This is a genomic window from Gimesia fumaroli (genome assembly GCF_007754425.1).
Taxonomy (GTDB): Bacteria; Planctomycetota; Planctomycetia; order Planctomycetales; family Planctomycetaceae; genus Gimesia; species Gimesia fumaroli.
In genome coordinates this window covers 4,760,934-4,783,421 of record NZ_CP037452.1, presented here as the reverse complement: position 1 = coordinate 4,783,421, position 22,488 = coordinate 4,760,934, and the positions used below count along the sequence as shown (strand labels likewise).

The 22,488-nt window shown below is 51.1% G+C and carries 20 protein-coding genes; 12 read left to right on the top strand and 8 right to left on the bottom strand.

The features are described 5' to 3' along the window. Positions 1 to 100: 100 nt before the first annotated feature. Positions 101 to 955 carry a DUF3472 domain-containing protein gene (locus Enr17x_RS18000; RefSeq protein WP_145311093.1) on the bottom strand — a complete coding sequence of 285 codons (855 nt, stop codon included), beginning with the start codon at positions 953 to 955 and terminating at the stop codon, positions 101 to 103. Between the two features lie 180 nt (positions 956 to 1,135). Continuing rightward, positions 1,136 to 1,846 carry an SIR2 family NAD-dependent protein deacylase gene (locus tag Enr17x_RS17995; RefSeq protein ID WP_145314061.1) on the bottom strand — a complete coding sequence of 237 codons (711 nt, stop codon included), beginning with the start codon at positions 1,844 to 1,846 and terminating at the stop codon, positions 1,136 to 1,138. A 456-nt stretch (positions 1,847 to 2,302) separates the two neighbouring features. On the opposite strand from Enr17x_RS17995, the gene Enr17x_RS17990 reads away from it, so the two are divergent. Further along, positions 2,303 to 2,677: a PilZ domain-containing protein gene (locus Enr17x_RS17990; protein ID WP_198000652.1), complete on the top strand. Its 375-nt coding sequence runs from the start codon at positions 2,303 to 2,305 to the stop codon at positions 2,675 to 2,677. A gap of 129 nt (positions 2,678 to 2,806) precedes the next feature. On the opposite strand, the gene Enr17x_RS17985 is transcribed toward Enr17x_RS17990, so the two are convergent. Together Enr17x_RS17985 and Enr17x_RS17980 are read right to left on the bottom strand one after the other, a co-directional pair. Then, positions 2,807 to 4,354 carry a phytoene desaturase family protein gene (locus Enr17x_RS17985; protein ID WP_145311089.1) on the bottom strand — a complete coding sequence of 516 codons (1,548 nt, stop codon included), beginning with the start codon at positions 4,352 to 4,354 and terminating at the stop codon, positions 2,807 to 2,809. A gap of 175 nt (positions 4,355 to 4,529) precedes the next feature. Continuing rightward, entirely contained in the window at positions 4,530 to 5,483 is a 954-nt protein-coding gene (locus tag Enr17x_RS17980) for an IS110 family RNA-guided transposase (RefSeq protein ID WP_145306499.1), read from the bottom strand. Positions 5,484 to 6,033: 550 nt separating this feature from the next. Here Enr17x_RS17980 and Enr17x_RS17975 point away from each other — a divergent pair. From Enr17x_RS17975 to Enr17x_RS17930, 11 genes are all read left to right on the top strand, one after another. Next, a complete protein-coding gene (locus Enr17x_RS17975; RefSeq protein WP_145311087.1) occupies positions 6,034 to 6,579 on the top strand; it encodes a hypothetical protein in 546 nt (181 codons plus the stop codon). Positions 6,580 to 6,591: 12 nt separating this feature from the next. Next, the gene (locus Enr17x_RS17970) at positions 6,592 to 7,209 is read left to right on the top strand and encodes a hypothetical protein (protein ID WP_145311085.1); all 618 of its coding nucleotides are present in this window, start codon (positions 6,592 to 6,594) and stop codon (positions 7,207 to 7,209) included. Positions 7,210 to 7,444: 235 nt separating this feature from the next. Beyond that, positions 7,445 to 7,600: a DUF5993 family protein gene (locus Enr17x_RS29680; RefSeq protein WP_198000651.1), complete on the top strand. Its 156-nt coding sequence runs from the start codon at positions 7,445 to 7,447 to the stop codon at positions 7,598 to 7,600. Between the two features lie 13 nt (positions 7,601 to 7,613). Continuing rightward, entirely contained in the window at positions 7,614 to 8,198 is a 585-nt protein-coding gene (locus Enr17x_RS17965; protein ID WP_145311083.1) for a disulfide bond formation protein B, read from the top strand. Between the two features lie 65 nt (positions 8,199 to 8,263). Further along, positions 8,264 to 8,611 (top strand): cupin domain-containing protein, encoded by a 348-nt coding sequence (locus Enr17x_RS17960; RefSeq protein ID WP_145311081.1) that lies wholly within the window; start codon positions 8,264 to 8,266, stop codon positions 8,609 to 8,611. Positions 8,612 to 8,670: 59 nt separating this feature from the next. Continuing rightward, positions 8,671 to 9,333 (top strand): hypothetical protein, encoded by a 663-nt coding sequence (locus Enr17x_RS17955; protein WP_145311080.1) that lies wholly within the window; start codon positions 8,671 to 8,673, stop codon positions 9,331 to 9,333. A gap of 170 nt (positions 9,334 to 9,503) precedes the next feature. Further along, positions 9,504 to 10,136 carry a hypothetical protein gene (locus Enr17x_RS17950; protein ID WP_145311078.1) on the top strand — a complete coding sequence of 211 codons (633 nt, stop codon included), beginning with the start codon at positions 9,504 to 9,506 and terminating at the stop codon, positions 10,134 to 10,136. A gap of 258 nt (positions 10,137 to 10,394) precedes the next feature. After that, on the top strand, positions 10,395 to 11,741 hold the full coding sequence (locus tag Enr17x_RS17945; protein ID WP_145311076.1) for a DUF1501 domain-containing protein: 1,347 nt from the start codon (positions 10,395 to 10,397) through the stop codon (positions 11,739 to 11,741). Positions 11,742 to 11,986: 245 nt separating this feature from the next. Next, on the top strand, positions 11,987 to 13,117 hold the full coding sequence (locus Enr17x_RS17940; protein ID WP_198000650.1) for a winged helix-turn-helix domain-containing protein: 1,131 nt from the start codon (positions 11,987 to 11,989) through the stop codon (positions 13,115 to 13,117). A gap of 378 nt (positions 13,118 to 13,495) precedes the next feature. Further along, complete coding sequence (locus Enr17x_RS17935) at positions 13,496 to 13,957, top strand: RDD family protein (protein ID WP_232100765.1); 462 nt, start codon at positions 13,496 to 13,498, stop codon at positions 13,955 to 13,957. Positions 13,958 to 14,111: 154 nt separating this feature from the next. After that, positions 14,112 to 14,927, top strand: a complete 816-nt coding sequence (locus tag Enr17x_RS17930) for a hypothetical protein (protein WP_145311070.1) — start codon at positions 14,112 to 14,114, stop codon at positions 14,925 to 14,927. Positions 14,928 to 15,214: 287 nt separating this feature from the next. On the opposite strand, the gene Enr17x_RS17925 is transcribed toward Enr17x_RS17930, so the two are convergent. From Enr17x_RS17925 to Enr17x_RS17910, 4 genes are all read right to left on the bottom strand, one after another. Then, a complete protein-coding gene (locus tag Enr17x_RS17925; RefSeq protein WP_145311069.1) occupies positions 15,215 to 15,466 on the bottom strand; it encodes a hypothetical protein in 252 nt (83 codons plus the stop codon). Between the two features lie 1,045 nt (positions 15,467 to 16,511). Beyond that, the gene (locus Enr17x_RS17920) at positions 16,512 to 17,219 is read right to left on the bottom strand and encodes a DNA alkylation repair protein (RefSeq protein WP_145311067.1); all 708 of its coding nucleotides are present in this window, start codon (positions 17,217 to 17,219) and stop codon (positions 16,512 to 16,514) included. An 87-nt stretch (positions 17,220 to 17,306) separates the two neighbouring features. Next, positions 17,307 to 18,779: a DUF1501 domain-containing protein gene (locus tag Enr17x_RS17915; RefSeq protein WP_145311065.1), complete on the bottom strand. Its 1,473-nt coding sequence runs from the start codon at positions 18,777 to 18,779 to the stop codon at positions 17,307 to 17,309. Positions 18,780 to 18,783: 4 nt separating this feature from the next. Then, positions 18,784 to 22,293: a DUF1553 domain-containing protein gene (locus Enr17x_RS17910; RefSeq protein WP_145311063.1), complete on the bottom strand. Its 3,510-nt coding sequence runs from the start codon at positions 22,291 to 22,293 to the stop codon at positions 18,784 to 18,786. Between the last annotated feature and the right edge of the window lie 195 nt (positions 22,294 to 22,488).

Below are 22,488 nucleotides of genomic sequence, written 5' to 3'. Positions count from 1 at the left end.
TTTTCGTGTCGTTTCGTGTTTTTCGTGGTAGAAAAAATCTGGTGTGGCACTGTTGGCTTGCCAACAGTGAAGGAGTGGTTGCCTCTGATCAAAGTTAATTTCAATCCAGCTTCAGCTTCACCCGCCGTGTCGTGCGATCTTTCACCGGTTCGCCCACCTGGATCACCACCGATTTCTGTTTGCCCTTCGCCTCAGCATAATCCGGTACTCCTGGAGGGTAGATCGCTTCGACCGACTTGATCTTCGCAGCTTTCCCATTCACCTGTAGATTGCCAAACGTCACCGTCAGCTGAGGAATCTCAGCGACCGGCTTGCGCGGGCCGTAGACTTCGACAAAGCTGGCGATTTTGGGCGAGAGTTTCAACTGGTCTCCTTTGAATCGCAGGGCGCCAATGAAAATGTTTTCGTCCTTACTGTGCGAATACACGAACGCACCGACCCACGTATACGGTTTGCCTGCGATGATCTCCTGGTCCATGCGAATGATTTTGTAGGTAAAGGTTCCCTTGCTCCATTGATAGGGACGGCGGATGCTGACAAAATCCCCCTCATGCCCGGAGCTCTGGTAGAAGCCCCCCTGTGCGGGACGAATCGCCGCGTGACTCCGTTCGCCCCACATCGACATCAACAGGCCGGGACCAATCTTGCGGAGTTGTCTGTTGTCCCGCGTGTAGCCGTCCGTCTGCGTCTGAATCCCGCCATAAAAGGGAGTATTGCTGAGATGCCCGATCCCAATCGGCGCGATATAAAGATAGCTCGTCGCAGGTACATCCTCACTGATGGTGACATCAATGCTGTAACTCTCGAACGCGGTTTCCTCACCCACATCCCACCACAGATCCACCAGATGCCACGGCATCGGCGCGTATTGTTTTTCATCCGCAGAGACGGGGGATGTCGTCAGGCAGGTGAGTAACAGGAACAGGCTGAGACGAATTGTTTTGTTCGAGAGCATGAAAAGGGATTTCCTACGCCAAGATTGTAATGAACACGAACGAATTATGTTCGACGCAAATGATACTCGATTGATCGAAGACTTGCTAACAGGGAAGCGAGATATTTTTTTCGCTTGGATGAACGTGGCGGGGGTGTTGCCCCTTCTTTTTTTCCAAACGAGTCAAAGTCGAAGCAATGGTTATGTTACCTTTTTACCTTCCAACCAACAGTTTACAATTAGCGGCACGTGGTCTACCGCTGTGCCTTTCATCCAATGAAAACCATATGGCACATCCTCGACATCCAGACTTACTAATATCTTTTCCGCATGATAGTTTGCCTCGTTTAGCAATCCAGCTGCCGGGTATACTGTGAGTGAAGTTCCAATTACCAGAACTTTCCCAGCATTTTTGATATGCTTTGCGGATATCTCATAGTTATGGATTGCTTCCCCAAACCAGACGATATGGGGTCTTAATTGAGCACCTTTCTCGCAAACATCTCCCAGTTTAATTTCGTTACCGCCAATTTCATAGATCAGTGATGAATCAGTCGTACTGCGGGCTTTTACTAACTCCCCGTGAACATGAATCACACTTGATGATCCACCTCGTTCGTGTAAGTCATCCACATTTTGTGTAATCACGACCACATCATATTTCTTTTCTAATTCTGCAATTGCTTTGTGCGCTACGTTGGGGGAAGCTGCGACGGCTTTTTTTCGACGCTCGTTATAGAAATCTAAAACCAGTTGAGGATTCGATTCCCATGCTTCTGGTGAAGCAACTTCGGTGATGGAATATTTGTTCCAAAGACCATTCATATCTCTGAATGTGGGCAACCCACTCTCTGCACTGACTCCGGCACCAGTCAGGACGACTATTTTGTTGTGATCGATTGATTCAGACATCATTTTCACTTTTCAACAGAACATGTAGTTCACGCGCACAAACACCATATCCATTTGAGATTTGACAAGCCAGTATACGAAACGGTTCATTGAAATGATGCGAAAAAGTGGTCGGTTCTCGGTTCGTGATTTTTCAGGCTTGCTTTGGATGATCACTCGCATTTCTGAAATTTTGTGTTTTCATGGAAAGCATGCGGCATCTCTCCAATCGGGGCTGGCTTAAACTGAGCGCCGGGCAGTTTACCTAATCCTCATCACCAGTCCGATTGTCGCGATTGGTTCATCCGGTTCCTGCTGCAGGCCATGCGGTGTCTGCTTGCCTTCTCTTTGCGAAATCTGGTTGACGCTGTCGCTTTTCGACGTAATTTTCCCGTAAGGCTTATCCCTCCCTACGGGCCTGCGGGGAGTGAGAGTCATGCGCTACTATGTTGAGTCGATCATGCGAGGATGCTACGAATGCATAAAGTCATTCAAGAGACGTTGGATATTCTTGACAACTGGAGTAGTCGGCTGGAAGGGCACTGTGCTCAGAAACGCGGCGAAGAACGTACGGATTATCGTCAGCTGGTGAGTCTGTACATTCCCCGATCAGAACTGCATGGAGGGGATGATGATGTCCTGGAGATGGTGGTCGTCACCGCTCGGAATTTATCTCGCAGCGGTTTGAGTTTTATTCATTCCAAAAACCTGCGATCAGAAAACATCATCGTGGGACTGGGGCAGGACAAGAAAGATCGGATCTATCTGCAAAGCAAGATTGTCCGTCGGCGTCAGGTCCATAACGATTTGTGGGAATTCGGCGTCCAGTTCACCGGTCGTGCCATTATGTAACGAGGCGGGAATGAATCGGAAGCCAGATCCGGGGCTAACGCCTTTCGGCTAATAAGCCATTCCGGCTGGCTTTAATGAAAAAGAAAACTTGTCCAAGCGACTATCCCCTTTAATCTGCTTCTTTAATCACTATCCACCTAGATGCGGGACCATTTTGGGGTCAATGCTCGTGGCGCACAGTAGACCGCCCCACAGTGCGCCGGGAATGCCGGGGGAGAAGACGTCCTGTCCGGTCAGGTAGAGTCCTTTGAGCGGCGTCTGCATGCGGAGTGCTTCTGACATCACGCGCTGCGGCGTGACGTCGAGACCGTAGAAAGCGCCTTTTGTATGACCGGTGATGAATGCCGTTGCCAGTGGCGTCGCGACTTCGCGAAAGACGACCAGTTCCGCGAGTCGGGGAAAATACTTCTGGAACTGCGCAAACAATGCTGCCTCGACCTGCTGTTTGAAATCCTGATAGTCATCACCACGTTGGTCCGGTGGGAGTGTGGCCCAACGCTCAACAGTCGACCAGTCTGCCCAGGCAACGATTTCTCCCGCATGTTTTTGATCGGGGCCCGGATCGTGTGCGGGGTCTTTCAACGAAGCGAACGAGACGAACATCGCAGGCGGGACGCCGGAAACGTCGGTCCAGACGGCGTCTGTTTCGCCTGTCGGATAAAGCCAATGATTCGACTTCGTGGCCCCGGCTGCTTCGATGTCGCCAGAGAATCCGAGGAACAGTGTAAAATGACAGATGTTGGAGCCGAGGGAACGGATCGAATCTACCCAAGCTTGCTGGCCGTGATCGTTCGGCAGCAGTCGGTCCACCGTCTCCCGTGCGCCGATATCGGAAATGACCTTGTCCGCATCGATTGTTTCGCCATCCGATGTTAAGACGCCGACGACACGACCGTTTTCCATGCGCAATGACTCAACGGTGACGCTCGCCCGTGCCTCGCCCCCCGCTGATGTGATCGTCTTCAGCAGATGTTCTGCGATCGCGGAGCCCCCGCCTTTGGGATAGAAACCGCCGTTCTCCAGATAGGACCCGATGACCGCCGCGTGATAAGCGAAACTGGCTGTGCCGGGTCGGCCACCGAACGTGCCCCACTGTGCGGAAAAAACCGCCGCCAGTTCTGGATTGTCAGTCAGGTCATTGACGACTTCCGCGGTGGTGCGTTCACACCAGCGTTTGATCGACCGGCGATTCCACCATTTCAGCACAGCACCAATCGCCGCCGGCATCGCCCGCGCCCGGGTGAGGTTGGTCAGCGCCTCCTGGCCTTGTTGGATCGCGTGAAACCAGGCGTCGATGGCATCGCCTTCATTGGGAAAGCGTTCCTGCAAATCGAGCCTTTGAGCTGCGGTCGGTCGAGACAGTGAGATTGAGGGAGTGTCACCCATGTGCAGTGTGTCGTAGATCGTTCCCATCGATGCCAGTTCAATGGGGAAGTCCGCCAGCCAGTCGAGAATGGCTTTCTCCCGTTGATCCGGTCCCATACAGCCAAGATAGTGAATCCCGGCGGTCCATGAGAAACCATCGCGAGAAAACGTGTGAGTCTGTCCGCCGAGGGAATCGTATTGTTCCAGTAGCAGCACTCTATGCCCCAGCCGCGAGAGGGCGGCGGCCGCCACCATCCCTCCCATGCCGGAACCGATGACAATGACTTCCCAGGGGGTTTGATTCGTGGTCATCGTTGCTACGCCTTTCGTATTCTTTTGGCATGGTTGTATTTTGCGCTGTACGTGCCGGTCTTACTCCATTATGCGGTGCATATCCGAGACTTTCAAATGAAGGAAATCAGTTCGGGTTTCAATCTCCAGAGTGAATGCGAACAGGTTCTGGTAATGTAGCGACTGTCTTAAAAATTCAGGAATTTCTCACGTTTGCCTCCCATTGTTTTCCTTCTTTGACCATGGTGTTGAGAATGATGAGCAGTTTGCGCATGGCAGCCACGAGTGCGACCATTTTCGGTTTTCCGTTTTTGACGAGCCGTTTATAGAACGCACTGATGATCGGGTTGTGCCTCAAGGCCACTACGGTGGGCATGTATAATCCGTTCCGGATCCGGACTCGTCCGCCGCCAATCGTCCGTCTTCCCCTCATGGTTCCGCTGTCGCGGTTCGTGGGTGCGACACCGACTAACCGTGAGATCTGCTTTCGATTCAGGCTCCCCAGTTCCGGCAGATCTGAGATGAGCAGAGTTGCCGTGATACTGGCGATGCCTGGTACCGATTGCAGGATTTTCGAACGTTTACGGGACTCCTCGTCGGCGTCAATCAGTGCCTTCAGTTCCTTCTCGATCAGCCTGAGCTGTTCTTTGTGGAAAGCAATGGATTGTTCAATCATCTTGATGACGTCCTGGTCCACAATGGTCTCCAGACGGTTCTTTTCCTGGATGATCATCTTGCTGGTCTGTTCCCGGCGAGAAGTAAATTCACGCATTTTCTGCTGGGCCTCTGTTAAAGGTGGAGTGAGCCGTGGGTCCATCACCTCGGCATATTCCCTGATGATGCGCGCGTCAATCTCATCGGTTTTGGCCAGTTGATTCTTCGCTCGGGCAAAGTCCCGGATCAGTCGGGGATTGACGACAGAAACCGGAAACTTGTGCTGGTGCAGACAGGCAACCAGCCTGTTTTCCCAGCCGCCGGTTGCTTCCAGACAAACTCGAATTGGCTGAAGCTTCATGAGTGTGGCGATTAACTTTTTTCTCCCGGCTGGTGTGTTCTTGTAAACAACGGACTTGGAACGATCTGGGAAACTGACATCAAACTTGGCTTTTGAAATATCAATCCCAACGTCTTCTGTGTTAAGCTGATGCATGCTAAGGCCCTTCCTTGCAAATACGAGCTGGTGGTGGTGCACCGCTCTGGCGACTGTACGGGTTAAGGCATGAGAAGCGAGTGGCGATCCAGCTACAACTCGGTCTTTAAGACCAGGGGCCGACACGATCTGACACTCGCCACCAATGTTTCCCGCCTTTAAAGGCGGGAAACATTGGCTTTATCTGCCTATCAAAACAAAGAACTCTAGACAGTCAAGAGCAGATACAAGGGGCCGATCCATGTGTCGGCCCGCCTGATGGGGAACAATAAACGGTCAAACTCTGAATGGGGCCAGTGAAGCTTTCCTGAGAACCGGGTGGGACCGAATGCAATTCGGTCCGAGCGCAGCGAGCAGGAGGTCATTATGACGATACCGGTAGCACTGCCATCTCCTGATGTCTTTCGCGATCCCCCGTCTGTTTTTTTCGTGGTCTGTTTTTCAACGTAATCCAGGGAGTTCTTGAACGGTGAGTTTCTGCTGTTATACTGCATCTGAACAAGGGTGTGCAGGTGGATCACAATTTCTGACGTGAATTGAGGATGCTCCCATGGAAACTGAACAGCCAATTCGATATTCGCTGACTCGACGCCAAAGGCTGATCCCGCATCTCAAGATTTGGGGGCCGGCATTCGTCCCTTTCTTCGTTCTTCTTGAATCCTTCTTCATCGTACGATTCATTGGTGAGGCAATCGCACTCGAGTGGCGTGGGACGCTTACCTTTGGTTTCCTGGCGTTCGGACTATTACTGCTTTTTCGCGGTCTTGTCGTCGGGCTGTTTGATATTGTTTTGCATGCACGACGGGATATGGACATCACAATCGAGGAGAACGGTCTCGGTGTGATGATTGGAAACGAACGATGGTACCTGTTTCTGGACGGAATCACGAAGATATCGCAGTACACTGCGGGTGTCTGGACGATCGAGCATTGGAATGGATCAGTAGTCCACATACTTAAAGACGTGATTTCAGATAAACAAATCAGACATATGCGACAAAAGATGGAATTCGGACGATCGTCGGCGGGCACTGCCGCCACGATAGAACGAGGACGCCAGATTCAGACAATTCTCGAAGACGAACAAATGGTTTGATAAAACATAAACATGTACCCAAAACTTCAAACAAATCGTGATCTCTACCTGGCAATCGAAGACCTGTCGAAGCAGTACTCAAATTGCGGTCGTTCTCTCGAAACGTATCTTCTCGCAGTTCTCAATCGGTCGGGCGAATTCAGCGAACGCGAGTCGCTCACATTGGCTGAATTCTACGAACTGATCGTATGCGGTTTCACATACAAGCCCGCAGAATTTGACGACGTTTGGCGTGCCCAATATGACGAACTACCGCACGAGGACGATGGCTATGCCGGTTGGTACGCAACAGTGGTTCGTCAAATTGTCGATCTTCGGGAGATGGACGAATGCGGGACGCTAGAGAATGAACTACGATACTTTGGTGTCAGTGCCCCGCGGAACTCTCCATGGTACAATTTTGATCCTCTAGGGTATCTCGAATGTGCCATGGCTGGATCATTTGGCGGCTGGGAACCCGGCGATGATACTGGTCGCCAATATGTTCCCGGTCAAGTCGGAGTATTAGCCGAAGATGGTTCAATCCAATCTGCCAATCCTGAGGATCTGCCAAATCCAACATTTGAAATGCCTACGGTGACATGGGATCATTTCAAAGACTTTTTATTTTGTGGCCAAATCTACGAGTGAATCTATATAGAATCGAGCAGTGAACCAATTACCGGTGTAGATTCGTCAAACAAACCTTTAATCGCACCCGTTCGCAGAGTTCCAAGGTGTTGCAAGTGTCTGTGGAACTTCAACTTGTCCTACTTTGTGATTCTGTGATAGTATCCGGCTCGTTTAATACAAGTCGCATGAGATCGATCTACTTTCTGAATCCCATGTTGCACAACCATTCCGATTGATCGGGAGAGCATTTCATTTGGATACGCTGATCTTCCTGCTGATCCTGTTGATCTTTCTGGCGATGTGGATCCGGAAACGCTGGCTCGTTTATTCCCTGTTTCTGACCTCTCTGGTCGCGACCTATCTCCTGTTCTTGTGTCATGCGTCGAATTCGCTGGAACTCAACTTCTGACCGGAGCGTTGCTATGAAGAAACACCTTGGTTTCTGGATCGCTCACTTCAATGTGCTGGTGGTCTGTCTGGTCCTGCTGGGCGCCTTCAGTATTCAGTTGATCGAACACGAAATTCCCTGCCCGCTCTGTATTCTGCAACGCCTGGCGATGATGTTGTGTGCCCTGGGATCGACATATGTGATCCTGCAGTCAAGAGCCGGCGTGTTGTCGCTGAATGATTTCGCCGCGGGTTACGGCATGAGTATCCTGGGCGCGGTTTGCGGTGCGGCGATCTCGACACGACAGATTCTGATTCACATTGTGCCCCCCGATCCCGGCTACGGCGATCCGGTACTCGGCCTGCATTTATATACATGGGCATTGGTAGTCTTCATGGTCGTGCTCATCGATAGCGGGCTGAATCTGATGTTTGCACGGGAATTGGTTTCGGAATCACCGCTTGAATTCAATTGGCCCTCGAAAGCGATCGTTGGTTTGATGGGAGCCGTGATTCTGGCGAATACCATCAGTATCTTTTGCCAGGAAGGATTGCACTGGATCCTTCCCGACGATCCGACACGGTATGAATTGTTCTACGATCTCGGCCTTTTTTCGTGAGATGAAGTGATTTACGATTCTCATTCAATGGTTTCGGTTGGCCCTCTAATAGAAAGGAACACAGGATGACGGATGAACCTGAACCGCTGAAAGATGCCAGTCACCTGTATGAAGTTGAGCGGACAGAGTATCATGCCCAGCGCCCCGGCTTCCGCATTATTGAACTGCAGATATCCCCTACGCAAAATGTGCCCTGGCATTATCACAGCCAGATTCAGGATACGTTTTACGTGATCGAAAGCGTACTCAAGATCTATCTGCAAGATCCGCAGGAAGAAATTACTTTGAACGCGGGCGAGACCTATTCGGTGCGGCCCCGTCGCCCCCACCTGGTCACCAATGCCGCCACATCCTCGACCACGTTTCTCGTGTTGCAAGGCATCGGTGAATACGATTTTGTTCCGCTGGCTTGAAGGGACCTGGAGTCCGGCATCTTTCAACTCAAATCGCGTTTAATAAAGGCGTGCAGTCCATGTTTCGTAAGCTGATCGACCAAATAAAAAACCTAACCACAGCAGACAGTGAGCACTTTGATCCGGCGACTTTGGACGATCCCGTGGCACTGAAAACGGAATGGTCGCCGCTCAAAGGGGGTGGGGCGAGCTTCTGTACGCGGAAGCTGGTACAGGTCTCGCCGCTGCGTTATGAATTCCGTTCCGCGTGGGGGGCAATCGCATTTTATCTGATCTTCCTGATGATCGGACTGGGGCTGTTGGTTGCCTCTATTTTTCTTGTCATCGAGAGCGGCACAGTCTTTACTGAGGATGTGATTGGCCTGGGGGCGGTAGGACTGATCTTCACGCTGGCTGGTGGCCTGATGTTTTATTTCGGCACGAAACCCGTGGTGTTTGATAAGCAGTACGAGTGTTTCTGGACAGGCAGGATTCCGACTGACGAATTGATGTATGCTACCACCAACGAGTTGTTGATGCCGTTTAAGGAGATCCATGCGATTCAGCTGATTTCGGAGTATGTCAGTGGTAATAAAAGTTCATATTTTAGCTACGAAATGAATCTCGTTTCCACAGAGGGCGTGCGGACAAATGTCGTCGATCACGGCAAGTTGGATCAGATTCACGAAGATGCGAGGACGCTGTCCGAGTTTCTGGAAGTACCAATCTGGGATGGAATCTGAGGGAGTGGCTCGACCCCTTGGATTGGAAGACGCATATAAAACGAAGTAGCTGATTCATCTCTATATTTAATTTGTGACATATTCAATACAATTTCTGTTATAAAAGAAGAAGTTGTTATTTCTCGAAGACTTTTTTAAGTGAATCAATCCATTTTTGTGAAGAGCATAATATGGTTGCTAATCCTATACCCATCTCGGCTCCTTTAAGGGTTGTGATGATGGAAGATGACCCGATACAAGCTGAATATCTTGCTGAAGAAATTCTCTGGAAGGTCGCACCCGATGCAGACATAAGATACTTCGATTCCGAGTTTAGCATCTCTGAGGTGATCGAATCAGACTTAAGAGAGTTTCGTCCACACTTTTTTATTTTTGATATGATGGTTCGCAAATTTGCACCGCATGACCTGGAACAGTTAACTAAAGAAGATCAGGTGAAGTTAACTGAAGTTGATGATACGGGGCATCCCGATCCATCGAAAGCGGGATTGAGGTTAGCGAAACGAATACGCACGATTGATGTTTTTAGCAATACTCCGATTATTTTCGTTGGCATCATAAAGATGAAACCGCAGGAAGAAGATTTAATTTTGAATTCACAGTTCATTCAGAAAGGTTCTGATCGCTATCAAGAACAATTAACTCTTGCGATTCGATCTATAGCAGCCGCTTTTCATGAACCCTTACCGAGTCCTAAAGGATCGCGGCTTGTAAGTACGTTGGACGCAACAGAACTGAAACCAAGCTTTATGGGAATGTCTATCGACTTGAAAAAAATATGGAAAGCATTGACTGGTAGCTAGTTCTACCATTGCTTCGGAGCCGGAACGTATTTTGTTCTTCGTCGCAGAATCGCCCCTCTTTTAGGTTACTCTGGATTTTCAGCACCATTCGCCAGGCAGGAGAAAGATCAGAAACTGAGTGGAATGCTGAAAACGGAGTGGATTCCGGTTCAGCTCAAACTGTAAATATCGGTATCTTTTTATGCATGGTCTTTGTATTATGTAGGACATTCAACGGAGTGTGGGTTTCATTATTCCTGGTTTTCTGGAACATGCATCATGCTGAGAATTGAAGGTCGCGCCACGAAATTCTGTGATCGTATCTCCCGCCGCTCTTTCATTCAGATTGGCGGGCTGGCGATGGGGGGCTTAACATTGCCTCAATTGCTGCAGGCAAAGCAGCAGACCCAACGGCCTCAGTCTCACAAAGCGGTGATCATGATCTTCCTGAATGGGGGCCCGCCGCATCAGGACATGTTCGACTTGAAGCCCACAGCGCCCGCCGAGATTCGAGGTGAGTTTCAACCCATTGCGACCAATGTGCCCGGCATCGAAATCAGCGAGTTGATGCCCCGCGTGGCGGGAATGATGGACAAGTTCTCCATCATTCGTTCCCTGGTCGGTTCGGAAGGCCGACACGATTCCTTTCAATGCTGCACCGGCCATCAATTTCGGGATCCGAAACCGCAAGGGGGCTGGCCGTCAATGGGTTCGGCCCTTTCCAAACTGCAGGGGGCCGTCGATCCTTCCGTGCCCCCTTATATCGATCTGTCGCAAAAGATGGCTCATGACCCCTACAACATCAAAGGCCCTGGTTTCCTGGGGATGGCATATTCACCGTTTCGCCCTGATGGCGAGGTGATGAGCAATATGACCCTGAATCAGATTTCCACAGTCCGCTTGCACGAGCGTACCAGTCTGCTGGAGAAACTCGATACGTTCCGGCGAAAGGTCGATCAGAAACTGGTCTCCGAGACCAGCGATAACTTTACCGAACAGGCTTTAGGAGTATTGACTTCCTCCCGGCTGGTGGAAGCGTTGGACCTGGAGAAAGTCGACCCGAAAGTGCGGGCGCGGTACGGAATCGACGATCCCAAAGTGCTCGGCTTTGATCCCAAGATGGGATATCAGGCGCTGATGTCCCGGTTTCTACAGGCGCGGCGTGCTGTGGAAGCAGGGGCCCGGATGGTGACCTGCAGTTTCGCTGATTTTGATTACCACAGCGATAACTTTGGTAGAGGACGCAAAGTGATTCCGTTGCTGGATCAGGGCGTGGCTGCGCTGGTCGAAGATCTGCACGAACGCGGCCTGGATCAGGACGTGACGGTCATCGTGTGGGGCGAGTTTGGACGGACTCCCAAGATCAATGACAAAGCCGGTCGCGATCATTGGTCGCGCGTGCATGCGGGGCTGCTGGCGGGGGGCGGAATGCCAGCCGGGCAGGTGATCGGCTCGACGGATAAATGGGCCGAAGCAGCAGTCGACCGCCCCGTGCATATGCAGGAGGTCTTCGCCACGCTCTATCACAACCTGGGCATTGATACTGCCACCACCACAATCCCGGACAACAATGGCCGTCCCCAATATCTGATAGAACGCCAGGAACCGATTCGAGAACTGATCTGACGGCGATCGGTTTCGTTCACTGTCTGTGGCACCGTTGGCTTGTCCAACGGTGAATGTGTCAAGCTGGGAATTGAAGACGGAGTTAGCCCCCTTTCAGGTTCCCTTTACTTGAGGTTTCACACATCGTTTTCTACGCTCACGTTGATATATCATGCGCTATTTTACTATGCTTAGGCAGGTACAGATTTAACATAGTCTGTTTGTGTCGATCATTTATGCTTTTAGGTTCAATAAAAATCACAGGGATGAAAACCATCGAATTGCCATTGAAGTCTGCACAGCGTTTGATGGTGGCGAGTCAGAAGCTGACAGGACCAGCTTTAGATCCCGTGGAAATCATAGAGCATCTGGGGTACGTTCAGATTGATACGATCTCTGTCGTGGAACGTGCCCATCATCATGTGTTTTGGAGTCGAAATCAAACATACAATCCAGTTGACCTGGACCAGCTCATTGAATCACGAGACGCGTTTGAGTACTGGAGTCATGCTGCCTCTTACCTGCCTATGAAAGACTACCGGTATTCTCTACCACTGAAACGAGAATTTCAGAAACGCGAGACGTCCTGGTATCCCAAAGACCTGAAAATGATGAAACAGGTTTTAACCAGGATACGCAAAGAAGGTCCACTTCGATCAAAAGACTTTGAGATGACAAAGAAGGGGAAATCGGGATGGTGGGATTGGAAACCAGCCAAAAAAGCATTAGAGCGACTTTTTCTTGAAGGCAAGTTGGAAATCACTCGTCGTGAGGGATTCCAGAAAGTATACGATCTCCCGGAGAATGTGATTCCTGGTACTGTTGATACCACTCTACCGAGCGAAACCGAATATGCCCGATACCTGATTCAACGAACGCTTCAGCATCATGGCTTAGCCGCTGTAAGCGAAATTGCCTACATGCGCAAGTCTCGCACCAAAACAACCGTTTTGACAACCCTCGACCAAATGGTAGCTGATGACGAAATATCTCAAGTCTCTGTTGAAGGAGTTGAACAGACTTATTTTGCCCTCAAACAATCACTGGAGAGCATCCCCAGGGGCAGCCAAAAAATACACATCTTGTCACCGTTTGATAATTTGGTCATTCAAAGGAATAAGCTAATCACCTTATTTGATTTTGATTATAAAATTGAATGCTATGTTCCGGCGACAAAAAGAAAGTATGGATATTTTTCTCTGCCTGTTCTCCAGGGCAGCCGATTTGTCGCCCGGATCGATTGCAAAGCAGATCGAACCAATCAACGGCTGATGATTCACTCCAGTCACTACGAAAAAAACGTAGATCGGCATTTATTACAGAAAAAAATGGAATCCAAATTGTTAGCATTCGCCAGATTCAATGGCTGTAATGCGGTGGAGTACAACATGAAATGAGATATTCGCAACAAAAAGAGTCCTGGTCCGTTATTGTTTTTTTCCACTTGGAAAGCACCAGAAACCAGATCAGCCGCACGGCGTTAGCCGCGGTTAAGCCCGATTTTGGTAATAATCACGCAGCGGCTATTCTCCTGCTTGACAAATTGGCCGTGATGATCAGGGAATCCACGGGGGAATAGATGCCTGAGAATCACCCTCAAAGTGATTCAATCAACAATCCCTGACGCCGAACCGCTTAGGATGCTTGATGTCTGATGTTGATTGCTTGAAAGGTGAACCTCGTTTAGTGTACGATGTCTAGACAAATGTCTGCATGTGGGTTCTGAGCATGCTGCTGTTATCGACCGACTCTTTCTTTCCAAACAGGCTGCCTTGATGCACGTAACTGATCCTTCCGTTGACCAACCCGACTCGCAGATTCCTGTGCCGCCGTTTCCGAAAGATTCACCGCAGGGAATTATGGGGCGCCGATATATCGCCGGTTGTTTTGATAACCTGCTGGCAATGATTCTGGCTCTGGTGGTCGCGAATCAATTACCCGATTCGCAGCCTGCAATTCAGGTGGCTGTGATGGTGGCGACCTATCTGGCGTATTACTTCATCTCGGAAGGCCTGTTCTATACCTCCCCGGTCAAATATCTGACTGGACTCACGATACGAAACTTCGATGGAGGTCCCTGCACGTTTCGTCAAACCATCATCCGTACGCTGATGCGTATTCTGGAAGTCAATCCGCTTCTTTTGGGATGCATCCCCGCCGCACTGGCCATTTTCTTCACGCGAGACAAACAGCGCTTTGGCGACCGCCTTGCCCGGACCGTGGTGGTTCGACGGTGAAAGCAAATTACCGGAGGATGAATCCGACGATGGTTTGGGTGACGAATCAGATTCAACCAGGAATTAAGGATAAGGCGACGTTGGGAATGATTCTTGTATCCTATCGGGGGCAGCCCCCTATTAAGCTTCTGGTTAAACAAATTGAAAAAGTAAAATGCAGTATTATCAAGAGCATATTGAACGACTTTCATTGTCGGAAATGATGAGATCGAATCCGAAGCGCCCTTTACTGACTTTTATAATCTGGCTGCTGCTTAAATCATGTATCGGGTCTGTCAAACCTTCCATTTGCGCAGTGAAAGAAACGGCAGAGGAAAATCTGATAGAACGGGATCAGATTCCTCAACAGGCGCAGTCAGACATCGAATCGATTCTGGAAGAACTGGAATCGCATGGATTTGTTGATCCCCTATTCGAAGGGCTGAAATCAGGCAATTGCGATATCGAGCTGAAACTGGAAGGTGTTTCGGTCATCTCGCGACACAAAAGTGGTGACTGTGTCGCCTGTATCGCGGTTCGGATTTCAGAAGGCGACGATTCTTCTCCGTTTCGATCTCTTCAGACGTTTGTCGATCCGGAAAATGTCATTGTGACCATGACTGCTAGTAAAGTGTTCAATGACACACCGGGTTGTGATGTGACTTACTGTAACGCAGAGAGCTTAGCAGAGTTAATCCCCCGACACCGTCAACGCGTTGCTGAACTGGGGCATGTCTTTGAGGTGATTAGAAGCCAGGAAGAGATGCTTGAATGGCGGCAGCTCAGTTTTGAACGTACTATCGCAGCAAAGGTCAAACGGGGATATTTTACCAGACATATTCCCGATGGGCCTGATCTACCTGACATCATTGATTATGAGCCACCACAAAAAGATGTAGAAAAGCGTGCCAATCGCTACATTCAGCTTATGATCTTCCTGGTTGCATTCGCCATCACGATCATTATCGTGATGGCTCGACACAACAGATAAGAACTACAGAACGTCTGAAACTGGATTGCTCCTGTTGAGTGAGGGCTCGCAACCCTGATATGGAATCGGCACTGTCGGACAAGCCGAGCAGTGACACACGCTCGCGTGATCTGTCTGGAGAATGCATCTGAAGATTCCCGCGAATGAACCGGGGGATCTTTCTTACTCGGGAATTGTGCAGTGCTTTTGTAATCTAACAAACTATTCCACTGCGGGATGTTCATCTGCGTCGAATCTTCCCCCTTTATTCTTCGGAGAGCCGAACAGCAGTTTGAGCGGAAAACTGTTTAGAAATGTTCGATGCAGAATTCTGTGTATTTTTTAAATAAAATTTCCAACGAACCGTTGCTCTCAGCCACCGAAATCAAAGGAGAATAGAAAAGGTGTGTCCATTCTGCAAGTTCAGGATTTGCAGGGGGCCCATTAGGGTCATATACAATGGCGGCGGCTGGGCCAATGCTAATAACATAAAACATTAGCGAAAATGCAATTACATAACCCGATAGATGAATGAGTTTTGAACGCTTAGTTTCAGGCATTGCGAAGCCCCCTGGGCATAGGAATCCGACAAACACATATTAAACGATTCAAGGCGAAAAGTCATCTAAATCTTAATCATGTTCAAAACAAGTCCCAAGGGAACTTAAAAAGAGACCGGGAAGGGTATGAAAAGGGGGCAGAAACAGAGTTCTGATTTCCTGTAATCTTCCCCCCTCTTATTGGCAACATGGCCACCGTTGATGGTGTGAAGCTCGTTGCTGGTTTGCTGGGGAGCAAAAAGAGCAGAACATGCATGGGACATATGAACTCAGTGCGGGATGTTCATCTGCGTCGGTTCGGTGATATCGGATAGGATTTGTTTTGTCTGGTGTTGGTTGCTCCTGGGAGGAGCAAAACCGGCGGCTAGCGCCGACCCGCTCATGCTGTGGTAGGTGAGTGGGGCTTTGCGGGCGGCCACATAAGGCCGTACCCTGGTCAAAAAGACCGATTTGTAGCTGGATCGCCACTCGCTACTTTTGGGGGATGAAATCGTGTTCTGGTTCTGTTTGTCAATCTGTCAGTTTCCTGCTCGCTGCGCTCGGCCCGGATGTGCATCCGGGCCCACCCCTTGTTTGTTTTCTTCGAGGTTGTCTGCTGTCCAATTGATGAGAATGTATTTTCGGGATGGGCATAGGGTGGTCAAGGGGGAGAGAAAAGAAATGGGTGGCGAAGGAGTGTTGATGTGTGCGGATGTGGTGACGGGCGTGGTTGGTTGTGTGGCCATTATGCGGCGAAGTGTGTTGACCCGCATAACTTTTTGGTGTCGTTTTTTGCTAAATGTGGCTAAAACCAGAGGGTTTTATGGTGCTGATTTTCTCAGTGCGTGCGATTCTTTACCTGAACCAGTAGTGTTCTCGCGCGCGACGCATAACGGGGATGATCTTGATGTGCGGGACGGCGTCAAGAGGAAATTTTTCAGGCATCACTCAAACTGAGCAGGTGAACTTCAGGAGGAAGTTTTAATATGTCAGATTCGATAATGCTCGCAGACGGGAAGCCGGGGGCTCGATTTTGAAAATGACTCCCGCGCTCTGCTTCGGAAACTCAGCACCTGGCGGTTTTTCGTTTCTTGCCGATCGTGCCTCGCTGCTCTACTTTCTGGATGTAGTCGACGGCGGAGGGGACGTTGCAGGCGGTCTGGCCCATGTCGACAGTAACGGTGCCGATTTTCTTCGCGGTTTGAATGGCTGTTTTCGTCAGACTGCTGATATAGCAGCCCGTGGAAATGACAAAATTGTTCATCGCGTAGCGGACCATGTTCGGCTGCTCGTGAATCGTTTGTTCGATCTGTTTCAGCAGTTGTTTGATTTCCGGCAGATCGAGTTCGGAATCGTCCTTGATGGAGATGAGGCTGCAGAGCGTCATCCAACCTGCCTGGGCTTTGGCTTCTTTTTTGGCGGCGATCCATTCCAGTGCCAGGTCGTGGCCATAACTACTTTCGGCAGTGACCCAGGCGACCGTGGTGCCGCTGATGGGCATGCAGTTGGCTCGGGTGAGCCAGCGACGCAGATTGGGTTTCGTCATCTTCGCATCATCGGCGATCAAGCCGGCGAGGTACTGTGCGTCGTAGATGCCGGTATCAAACAGATCGAGGGCCAATTGGTAATTCTGTTTGACCTGCTTCTGGATTTTCTTCAGGTCGGCCACTTTAACGCCGAGCACGGGTTCTTTTGCACCGTGATTGATCAACACCTTTTTCGTGGAATCAGATCCCCGTTTTTCCAGTTGCGCTACGATTTCGGTTACCGTCATCTTCGTTCTCCCGCGTTGGTACTACGGTTAATGGGGCTTACATTAATCAGAACGATCAATCGAAATCAGTATACACTCTTTCGATTCTTATGCCAGCAGATCTTTCAGCAAATGGTCTTCATCCGCGGGGCCGATGAGTCGTTGGTCCAGTCCCTGGTAGGGGACTTTGAGTTTGCGGGCGTCGAGGCCGGTGAGGTGCAGGATGGTGGATTGCAGATCGCGGACGCTGGTTTTCTTTTCGGCGACGAAGTAACCGAGCTCGTCGGTTTCGCCGTAAGATGTGCCGCCTTTAATCCCGCCGCCCGCCATCCAGATGGTGTAGCAGTGGGGGTGGTGGTCGCGTCCGAGGAATTTGGAGCCGTTGCGTTCTTCGTTCATCGAGGTGCGTCCGAATTCGCCGCTCCAGACGATGAGCGTTTCATCGAGCAGTCCGCGCTGTTTGAGGTCGGTGATCAAGGCGTACAACGGTTGGTCGATATCTTTGGCTTTTCTGGGGACGGCGGTGATCAGGTCGTTACCCGACCCGGTGCCGTGCATGTCCCAGCCATAGTCAAACAGTTGTATAAAACGCACGCCCCGTTCAACCATGCGACGGGCGAGCAGGCAGTTATTCGCGAAGGAAGGCGAACCGCCCGTCGTGCCGTAGAGGTCGTGCGTTTTTTTTGTTTCGCTTCCCAGATCGACGGCTTCGGGAACCGACATCTGCATACGGAACGCGAGTTCGTACTGATTGATGCGGGTCAGCGTTTCGGGGTTGCCGAACTGTTTGAGTTCGAATTCATTCAGCGATTTGAGAGCATCCAGACTGCGACGGCGGACATCGCGGTTGATGCCTTTCGGATTAGTGACGTAAAGAATCGGGTCACCTGTGGTGCGGCACTGGACTCCCTGATAAACGGACGGAAGGAAACCGCTGCCCCAGAGACTTTTTCCGCCACTGGGATCGCTGCCGCCACTGAGCAGGACCATGAAGCCGGGGAGGTTTTTGTTTTCGGAGCCGAGACCGTAGGTGATCCAGGATCCCATCGACGCACCCCCGAATCGGGGGGCGCCGGTATACAGGAACAGTTGGGCGGGCGCATGATTGAATTGATCGGTGTGCATCGACTTGACGACGGCAACGTCGTCGGCAACCTTCTGGAAGTTCGGCAGGAGTTCGCTCATCCACGTTCCCCCTTCGCCGTACTGTTTGAATTTGTAGGGCGTGCCCAGCATTTTGGGATGCCCTTTAATGAAGGGGAAGCCGCGTCCTTTCAGAAAGGAATCGGGGCAAGGCTGCATGTTGCGTTTGACGAGTTCCGGTTTGTAGTCGAACAGTTCCTGCTGCGGAGGCGAGCCAGCCATGTGTAGGAAGATGACGTGTTTCGCTTTGCCGGGAATGCGGAATTTCGGTGCGGGTGATTCGGTGCTTTCGGGTTTCTTGGCAGATGCACTCTGGTTGTCAGCCAGCATCGCACCGAGGGCCATCGCACCGATGCCGGTGGAGCCCTGGGCGAGGAAGTGGCGTCGGGTGATCGCCTGTAATTGTTGGGCCTGTATTTGTTTCGGGTGCAGATTCATGACTTTATCCTTTGGTGAGAACGCCATCCATGTTGAGCAGGACGTTGGCGATGACGGTCCAGGCGGCCAGTTCTGATTTATTGTATTGATCCGGCAGAGGTTTCAACGGGTTCTCCAGGAGTTTCGTTGCTTCCTCGGGATGCGATTTGTAATAGGCTAATTCCGATTCATAAAGTTTGAGTAACGGCTCAATCTGTTCGGGCCGGGGAGGACGAATCAGACAAAGTTTCAAACCATAGGCAATGCGATCGCGTGGAGTCGAACCCCCTTCTTTGAAGATGCGTAGTCCGAGTGCCTGCGAGATTTCGATGAAGACCGGGTCGTTCATCGTGATCATCGCCTGTAGCGGTGTGTTGGTGTTGATGCGGCGGATCGTACAGATTTCTCGACTGGGGGCATCGAAGGTTGCCATCGATGGGTAGGGGACGGTTCTGCGCCAGAAGGTGTAGAGACCTCTGCGGAAACGGTTTTCATCTTTGCTGGTCGCCCAGGTACGTTGTCCATTGAATGCGGCGCGCCAGATACCTTCGGGTTGAACGGGATAGACGGAGGGGCCGCCGATTTTTTTGTTGAGCTGGCCGCTTAAGACGAGCGCCTGATCGCGAATCATTTCGGCTTCGAGACGATAACGGGGACCACGCGAGAGGAGTTGGTTACGCGGGTCTTTTTGAAGGTGTTCGGCTGTGGTTGTGGAATCCTGCTGATAGGTGTTCGACATGACGATGGTTTTCAGCAGGTCTTTTCTGTTCCAGCCGTTCTGGATGAATTCGGTGGACAACCAGTCGAGCAGTTCGGGATGGCTGGGGAGTTCGCCTTGGGTACCGAAATCTTCTTCGGTGACCACCAGGCCGGCACCGAAGAGTTGAGACCAGTAGCGATTGACGGCGACGCGGGCGGTGAGCGGGTTCTCCGGTGATGTGAGCCATTTCGCGACGGCGACTCGGTTTTGAGGCACCTGTTTGGGTGCAGGGTTGAAGGCACTCAGCAATGCAGGCTTAACGACATCGCCGGGAGAGAGAAAGCTGCCGCGAACCATCATGCGAGTTTCACGTTGTTTATCAGTGGGCAGTTCCTGCATGATCGGGAGCTGCGGATATTTCGGTTTGGACTTCAGAAGCTGCGCGATTTGATCTCGCGTTGGTTTCAGGAGAGGAGCGATGCTGCGATAGTAGGCGGCGAGTTTTTTTTGCTGTGCCGACGTTCTCTCTTTGCTGTCGACGATGGCCAGAATGTCATCGGGGACTTTGAGTCGCGGCTCCAGTTTGGATTCGGTCGTATAGGAGAGGCGGAAGTGGCCTAACGCGTATTGTGGATCTTTGTAATTGTGGGCGAGGGTAATGATCAGTCGTTGTTTGCCTGTGGCGGCGACCGGAGTGTTGTCGGGAATAAAGTAGGCGCTGTTTGCTTTGCCGAATTGCGGTGCGATGCCCCAGCCTTTTTGATTCTTGCTGGCCGGGTTAATGGCAGCACTGACGGGGAAGCCGGTTTGAGAGAACGAAGCAAATGCACGTTTGAGCGGAATGGTTCTGCGGCTGGAAAGTGCCAGCGTCGTGCTTGGTTTCGGGGGAGTCGCGACGACGGTTTGCCAGACCAGTTTGCGTTTGGCGTCGAGCAGGCTGACTTTGAAGTTGGCGAGCCGTTCGCCCGAACCATCGGTGCGGTTCCAGATTTTGATTTGCTCAATCGGCGTGTCTGCTTTCAGATTGAGTTCCCACCAGGGTTTGACGGTAGTGTCGGTGTGAGTCGTCGATTTTGCATTAAAGAAATGGCCGTCGGTATTGCCATCGATGGCCAGTTTGGCCTGTCCGTCGTATGTCGTGCTGGACTGAGAGGCAATGCCTTGAGCGGCGATGTTTTTGCCTGCCTGGAAGACCTGGACTTCAGCGAGGGAGAGAATCTGTTTTTTGTTGCCCTGATGCTCAATTCGCAGGAACTGACCTTTGACGGGCGTGTCTTCTGCCTGGGCGGGTCGCGATTCGACTTTGATTTCTGACAAGACAAAATTGCCATCCGTGGCGCGGCCCGGTCCGTTTGATTTTAAACTTTTATCAGGCAGAGCTTCAAGACGCAAGGCTTTGAAGGCAGGAACATCGAGTTCGGTTTCAATGGTGTATGTTTCTTTGGCGGCTGGTCCCGATGCGAGGATGGAGCCGTCTTTCTGAATCTGGAATTTTGTTTTGGCTGCCGATGATTTGACGGTCAGCGGTGTGAGTGTTTTCCAGTTCGGTTTGGCGTGCAACGTGCTTTCCCACTGTAGTTGTGCCTGGGCGAGTTCTTGGGTGGGGGTTTGCAACTTTTGATTCAGCGTCGCGATTTCGGCGTCGATCCGTTTGTTTGCTTCCAGCATTTCCTGCGTGGGGGCAGGGATGGTGGGGGCATCCGTGGGTTGATCGTTATCGGCCGTCTGGTTGAAGAAGGCGTAGATCTGGTAGTATTCTTTCTGCGAAATCGGATCGTACTTGTGAGTATGGCACTTGGCACAACCCATAGTCAGGCCCATCCAGACCTGGATGGTCGTATCGACACGATCAGTGATGGCGGCAACGCGAAATTCTTCATCGTCGGTGCCCCCTTCGGTATTGGTCATGGTGTTACGGTGAAAAGCGGTGGCGACTTTCTGTTCGAGCGTCGGGTTCGGCAAGAGATCGCCGGCCAGTTGTTCAAGCGTGAATTGATCGAAGGGCATGTTTTTGTTGAATGCGGAGATGACCCAGTCACGATAACGCCAGATGTCCATGCGGAGTGGATCAGAGCCGTAACCTTTTGAATCGGCATAACGGGCGAGGTCGAGCCATTTGCGTGCCCAGCGTTCGCCGAATGCGGGATCGGCTAAAAATCGATCAACCAGTTTTTCGTAGGCGTTGGGCGATTTATCATTCAGAAACTGATCGACTTCTTCCAATGTCGGCGGAAGCCCGCGCAAATCCAGGCTCAAGCGGCGAATGAGAGTATAACGGTTTGCCTGGGGGCTTGGTTTGAGACCTGTGTGTTCGAGTTTTGCGAGTACGAAATAATCGATGTCGTTTGCCGGCCAGCTTTGTTGTTTGACGGTGGGACGCGCAGGACGCTGTGGCGGAATGAAAGACCAGTGCCGAGCGTAAGGGGCACCTTGTTCGATCCAGGCTTTAATTTTCGCGATTTGGGCTTCGGTCAGTTTCTCACCCACATCAGGGGGCGGCATGACCAGTGATTCATCTGATGTAACAATGCGCTGAAAGAGTTCACTCTTGTCGGCATTCTTGGGAACGATGGCGTGCTCGTCGCTTTCCAGTTTCGCGGTTGCTGAGGTTCGCTGATCGAGCCGGAGGCCGGCTTCGCGCGTTTCTTCATCGGGGCCGTGACAGTGAAAGCAGTTCTTGGACAGGACCGGACGGATATCGCGATTGAAATCGACGTCGATGGTGGCCTGGCTTTTGTCCGTTGGTTTTTCTGCAAAGGTGGCGGTACTGCTATGGATGACGAGCAGGAGGACCAGTCCAATCAGAGAGTTGATTCTGAGGAAGCGATCAAACATCGGTATTCACCTTCGGGAAAGAGAGCAATGCAGATGCACCGGGGAACGCTTCATTGTTTGAGGCGAAGCGGAGAGTGTGGCACATCAACCATTGCGAAATCAGGTTTGGTGACACCAGTCCGTCAGTCTAAAAACCAACGGTAGCCAACTGCCAGGGAGACAGTCAGCAGGTAAGTTAAAATCATTTAAGTGGCG

Excerpts from the sequence above, each read along its gene's own strand:
- Enr17x_RS18000 (WP_145311093.1), bottom strand. The coding sequence starts at position 955 with ATGCTCTCGAACAAAACAATTCGTCTCAGCCTGTTCCTGTTACTCACC.
- Enr17x_RS17995 (WP_145314061.1), bottom strand. The coding sequence starts at position 1,846 with ATGTCTGAATCAATCGATCACAACAAAATAGTCGTCCTGACTGGTGCC.
- Enr17x_RS17990 (WP_198000652.1), top strand. The coding sequence starts at position 2,303 with ATGCATAAAGTCATTCAAGAGACGTTGGATATTCTTGACAACTGGAGT.
- Enr17x_RS17985 (WP_145311089.1), bottom strand. The coding sequence starts at position 4,354 with ATGACCACGAATCAAACCCCCTGGGAAGTCATTGTCATCGGTTCCGGC.
- Enr17x_RS17980 (WP_145306499.1), bottom strand. The coding sequence starts at position 5,483 with ATGCATCAGCTTAACACAGAAGACGTTGGGATTGATATTTCAAAAGCC.
- Enr17x_RS17975 (WP_145311087.1), top strand. The coding sequence starts at position 6,034 with ATGGAAACTGAACAGCCAATTCGATATTCGCTGACTCGACGCCAAAGG.
- Enr17x_RS17970 (WP_145311085.1), top strand. The coding sequence starts at position 6,592 with ATGTACCCAAAACTTCAAACAAATCGTGATCTCTACCTGGCAATCGAA.
- Enr17x_RS17965 (WP_145311083.1), top strand. The coding sequence starts at position 7,614 with ATGAAGAAACACCTTGGTTTCTGGATCGCTCACTTCAATGTGCTGGTG.
- Enr17x_RS17960 (WP_145311081.1), top strand. The coding sequence starts at position 8,264 with ATGACGGATGAACCTGAACCGCTGAAAGATGCCAGTCACCTGTATGAA.
- Enr17x_RS17955 (WP_145311080.1), top strand. The coding sequence starts at position 8,671 with ATGTTTCGTAAGCTGATCGACCAAATAAAAAACCTAACCACAGCAGAC.
- Enr17x_RS17950 (WP_145311078.1), top strand. The coding sequence starts at position 9,504 with ATGGTTGCTAATCCTATACCCATCTCGGCTCCTTTAAGGGTTGTGATG.
- Enr17x_RS17945 (WP_145311076.1), top strand. The coding sequence starts at position 10,395 with ATGCTGAGAATTGAAGGTCGCGCCACGAAATTCTGTGATCGTATCTCC.
- Enr17x_RS17940 (WP_198000650.1), top strand. The coding sequence starts at position 11,987 with ATGAAAACCATCGAATTGCCATTGAAGTCTGCACAGCGTTTGATGGTG.
- Enr17x_RS17935 (WP_232100765.1), top strand. The coding sequence starts at position 13,496 with ATGCACGTAACTGATCCTTCCGTTGACCAACCCGACTCGCAGATTCCT.
- Enr17x_RS17930 (WP_145311070.1), top strand. The coding sequence starts at position 14,112 with ATGCAGTATTATCAAGAGCATATTGAACGACTTTCATTGTCGGAAATG.
- Enr17x_RS17925 (WP_145311069.1), bottom strand. The coding sequence starts at position 15,466 with ATGCCTGAAACTAAGCGTTCAAAACTCATTCATCTATCGGGTTATGTA.
- Enr17x_RS17920 (WP_145311067.1), bottom strand. The coding sequence starts at position 17,219 with ATGACGGTAACCGAAATCGTAGCGCAACTGGAAAAACGGGGATCTGAT.
- Enr17x_RS17915 (WP_145311065.1), bottom strand. The coding sequence starts at position 18,779 with ATGAATCTGCACCCGAAACAAATACAGGCCCAACAATTACAGGCGATC.
- Enr17x_RS17910 (WP_145311063.1), bottom strand. The coding sequence starts at position 22,293 with ATGTTTGATCGCTTCCTCAGAATCAACTCTCTGATTGGACTGGTCCTC.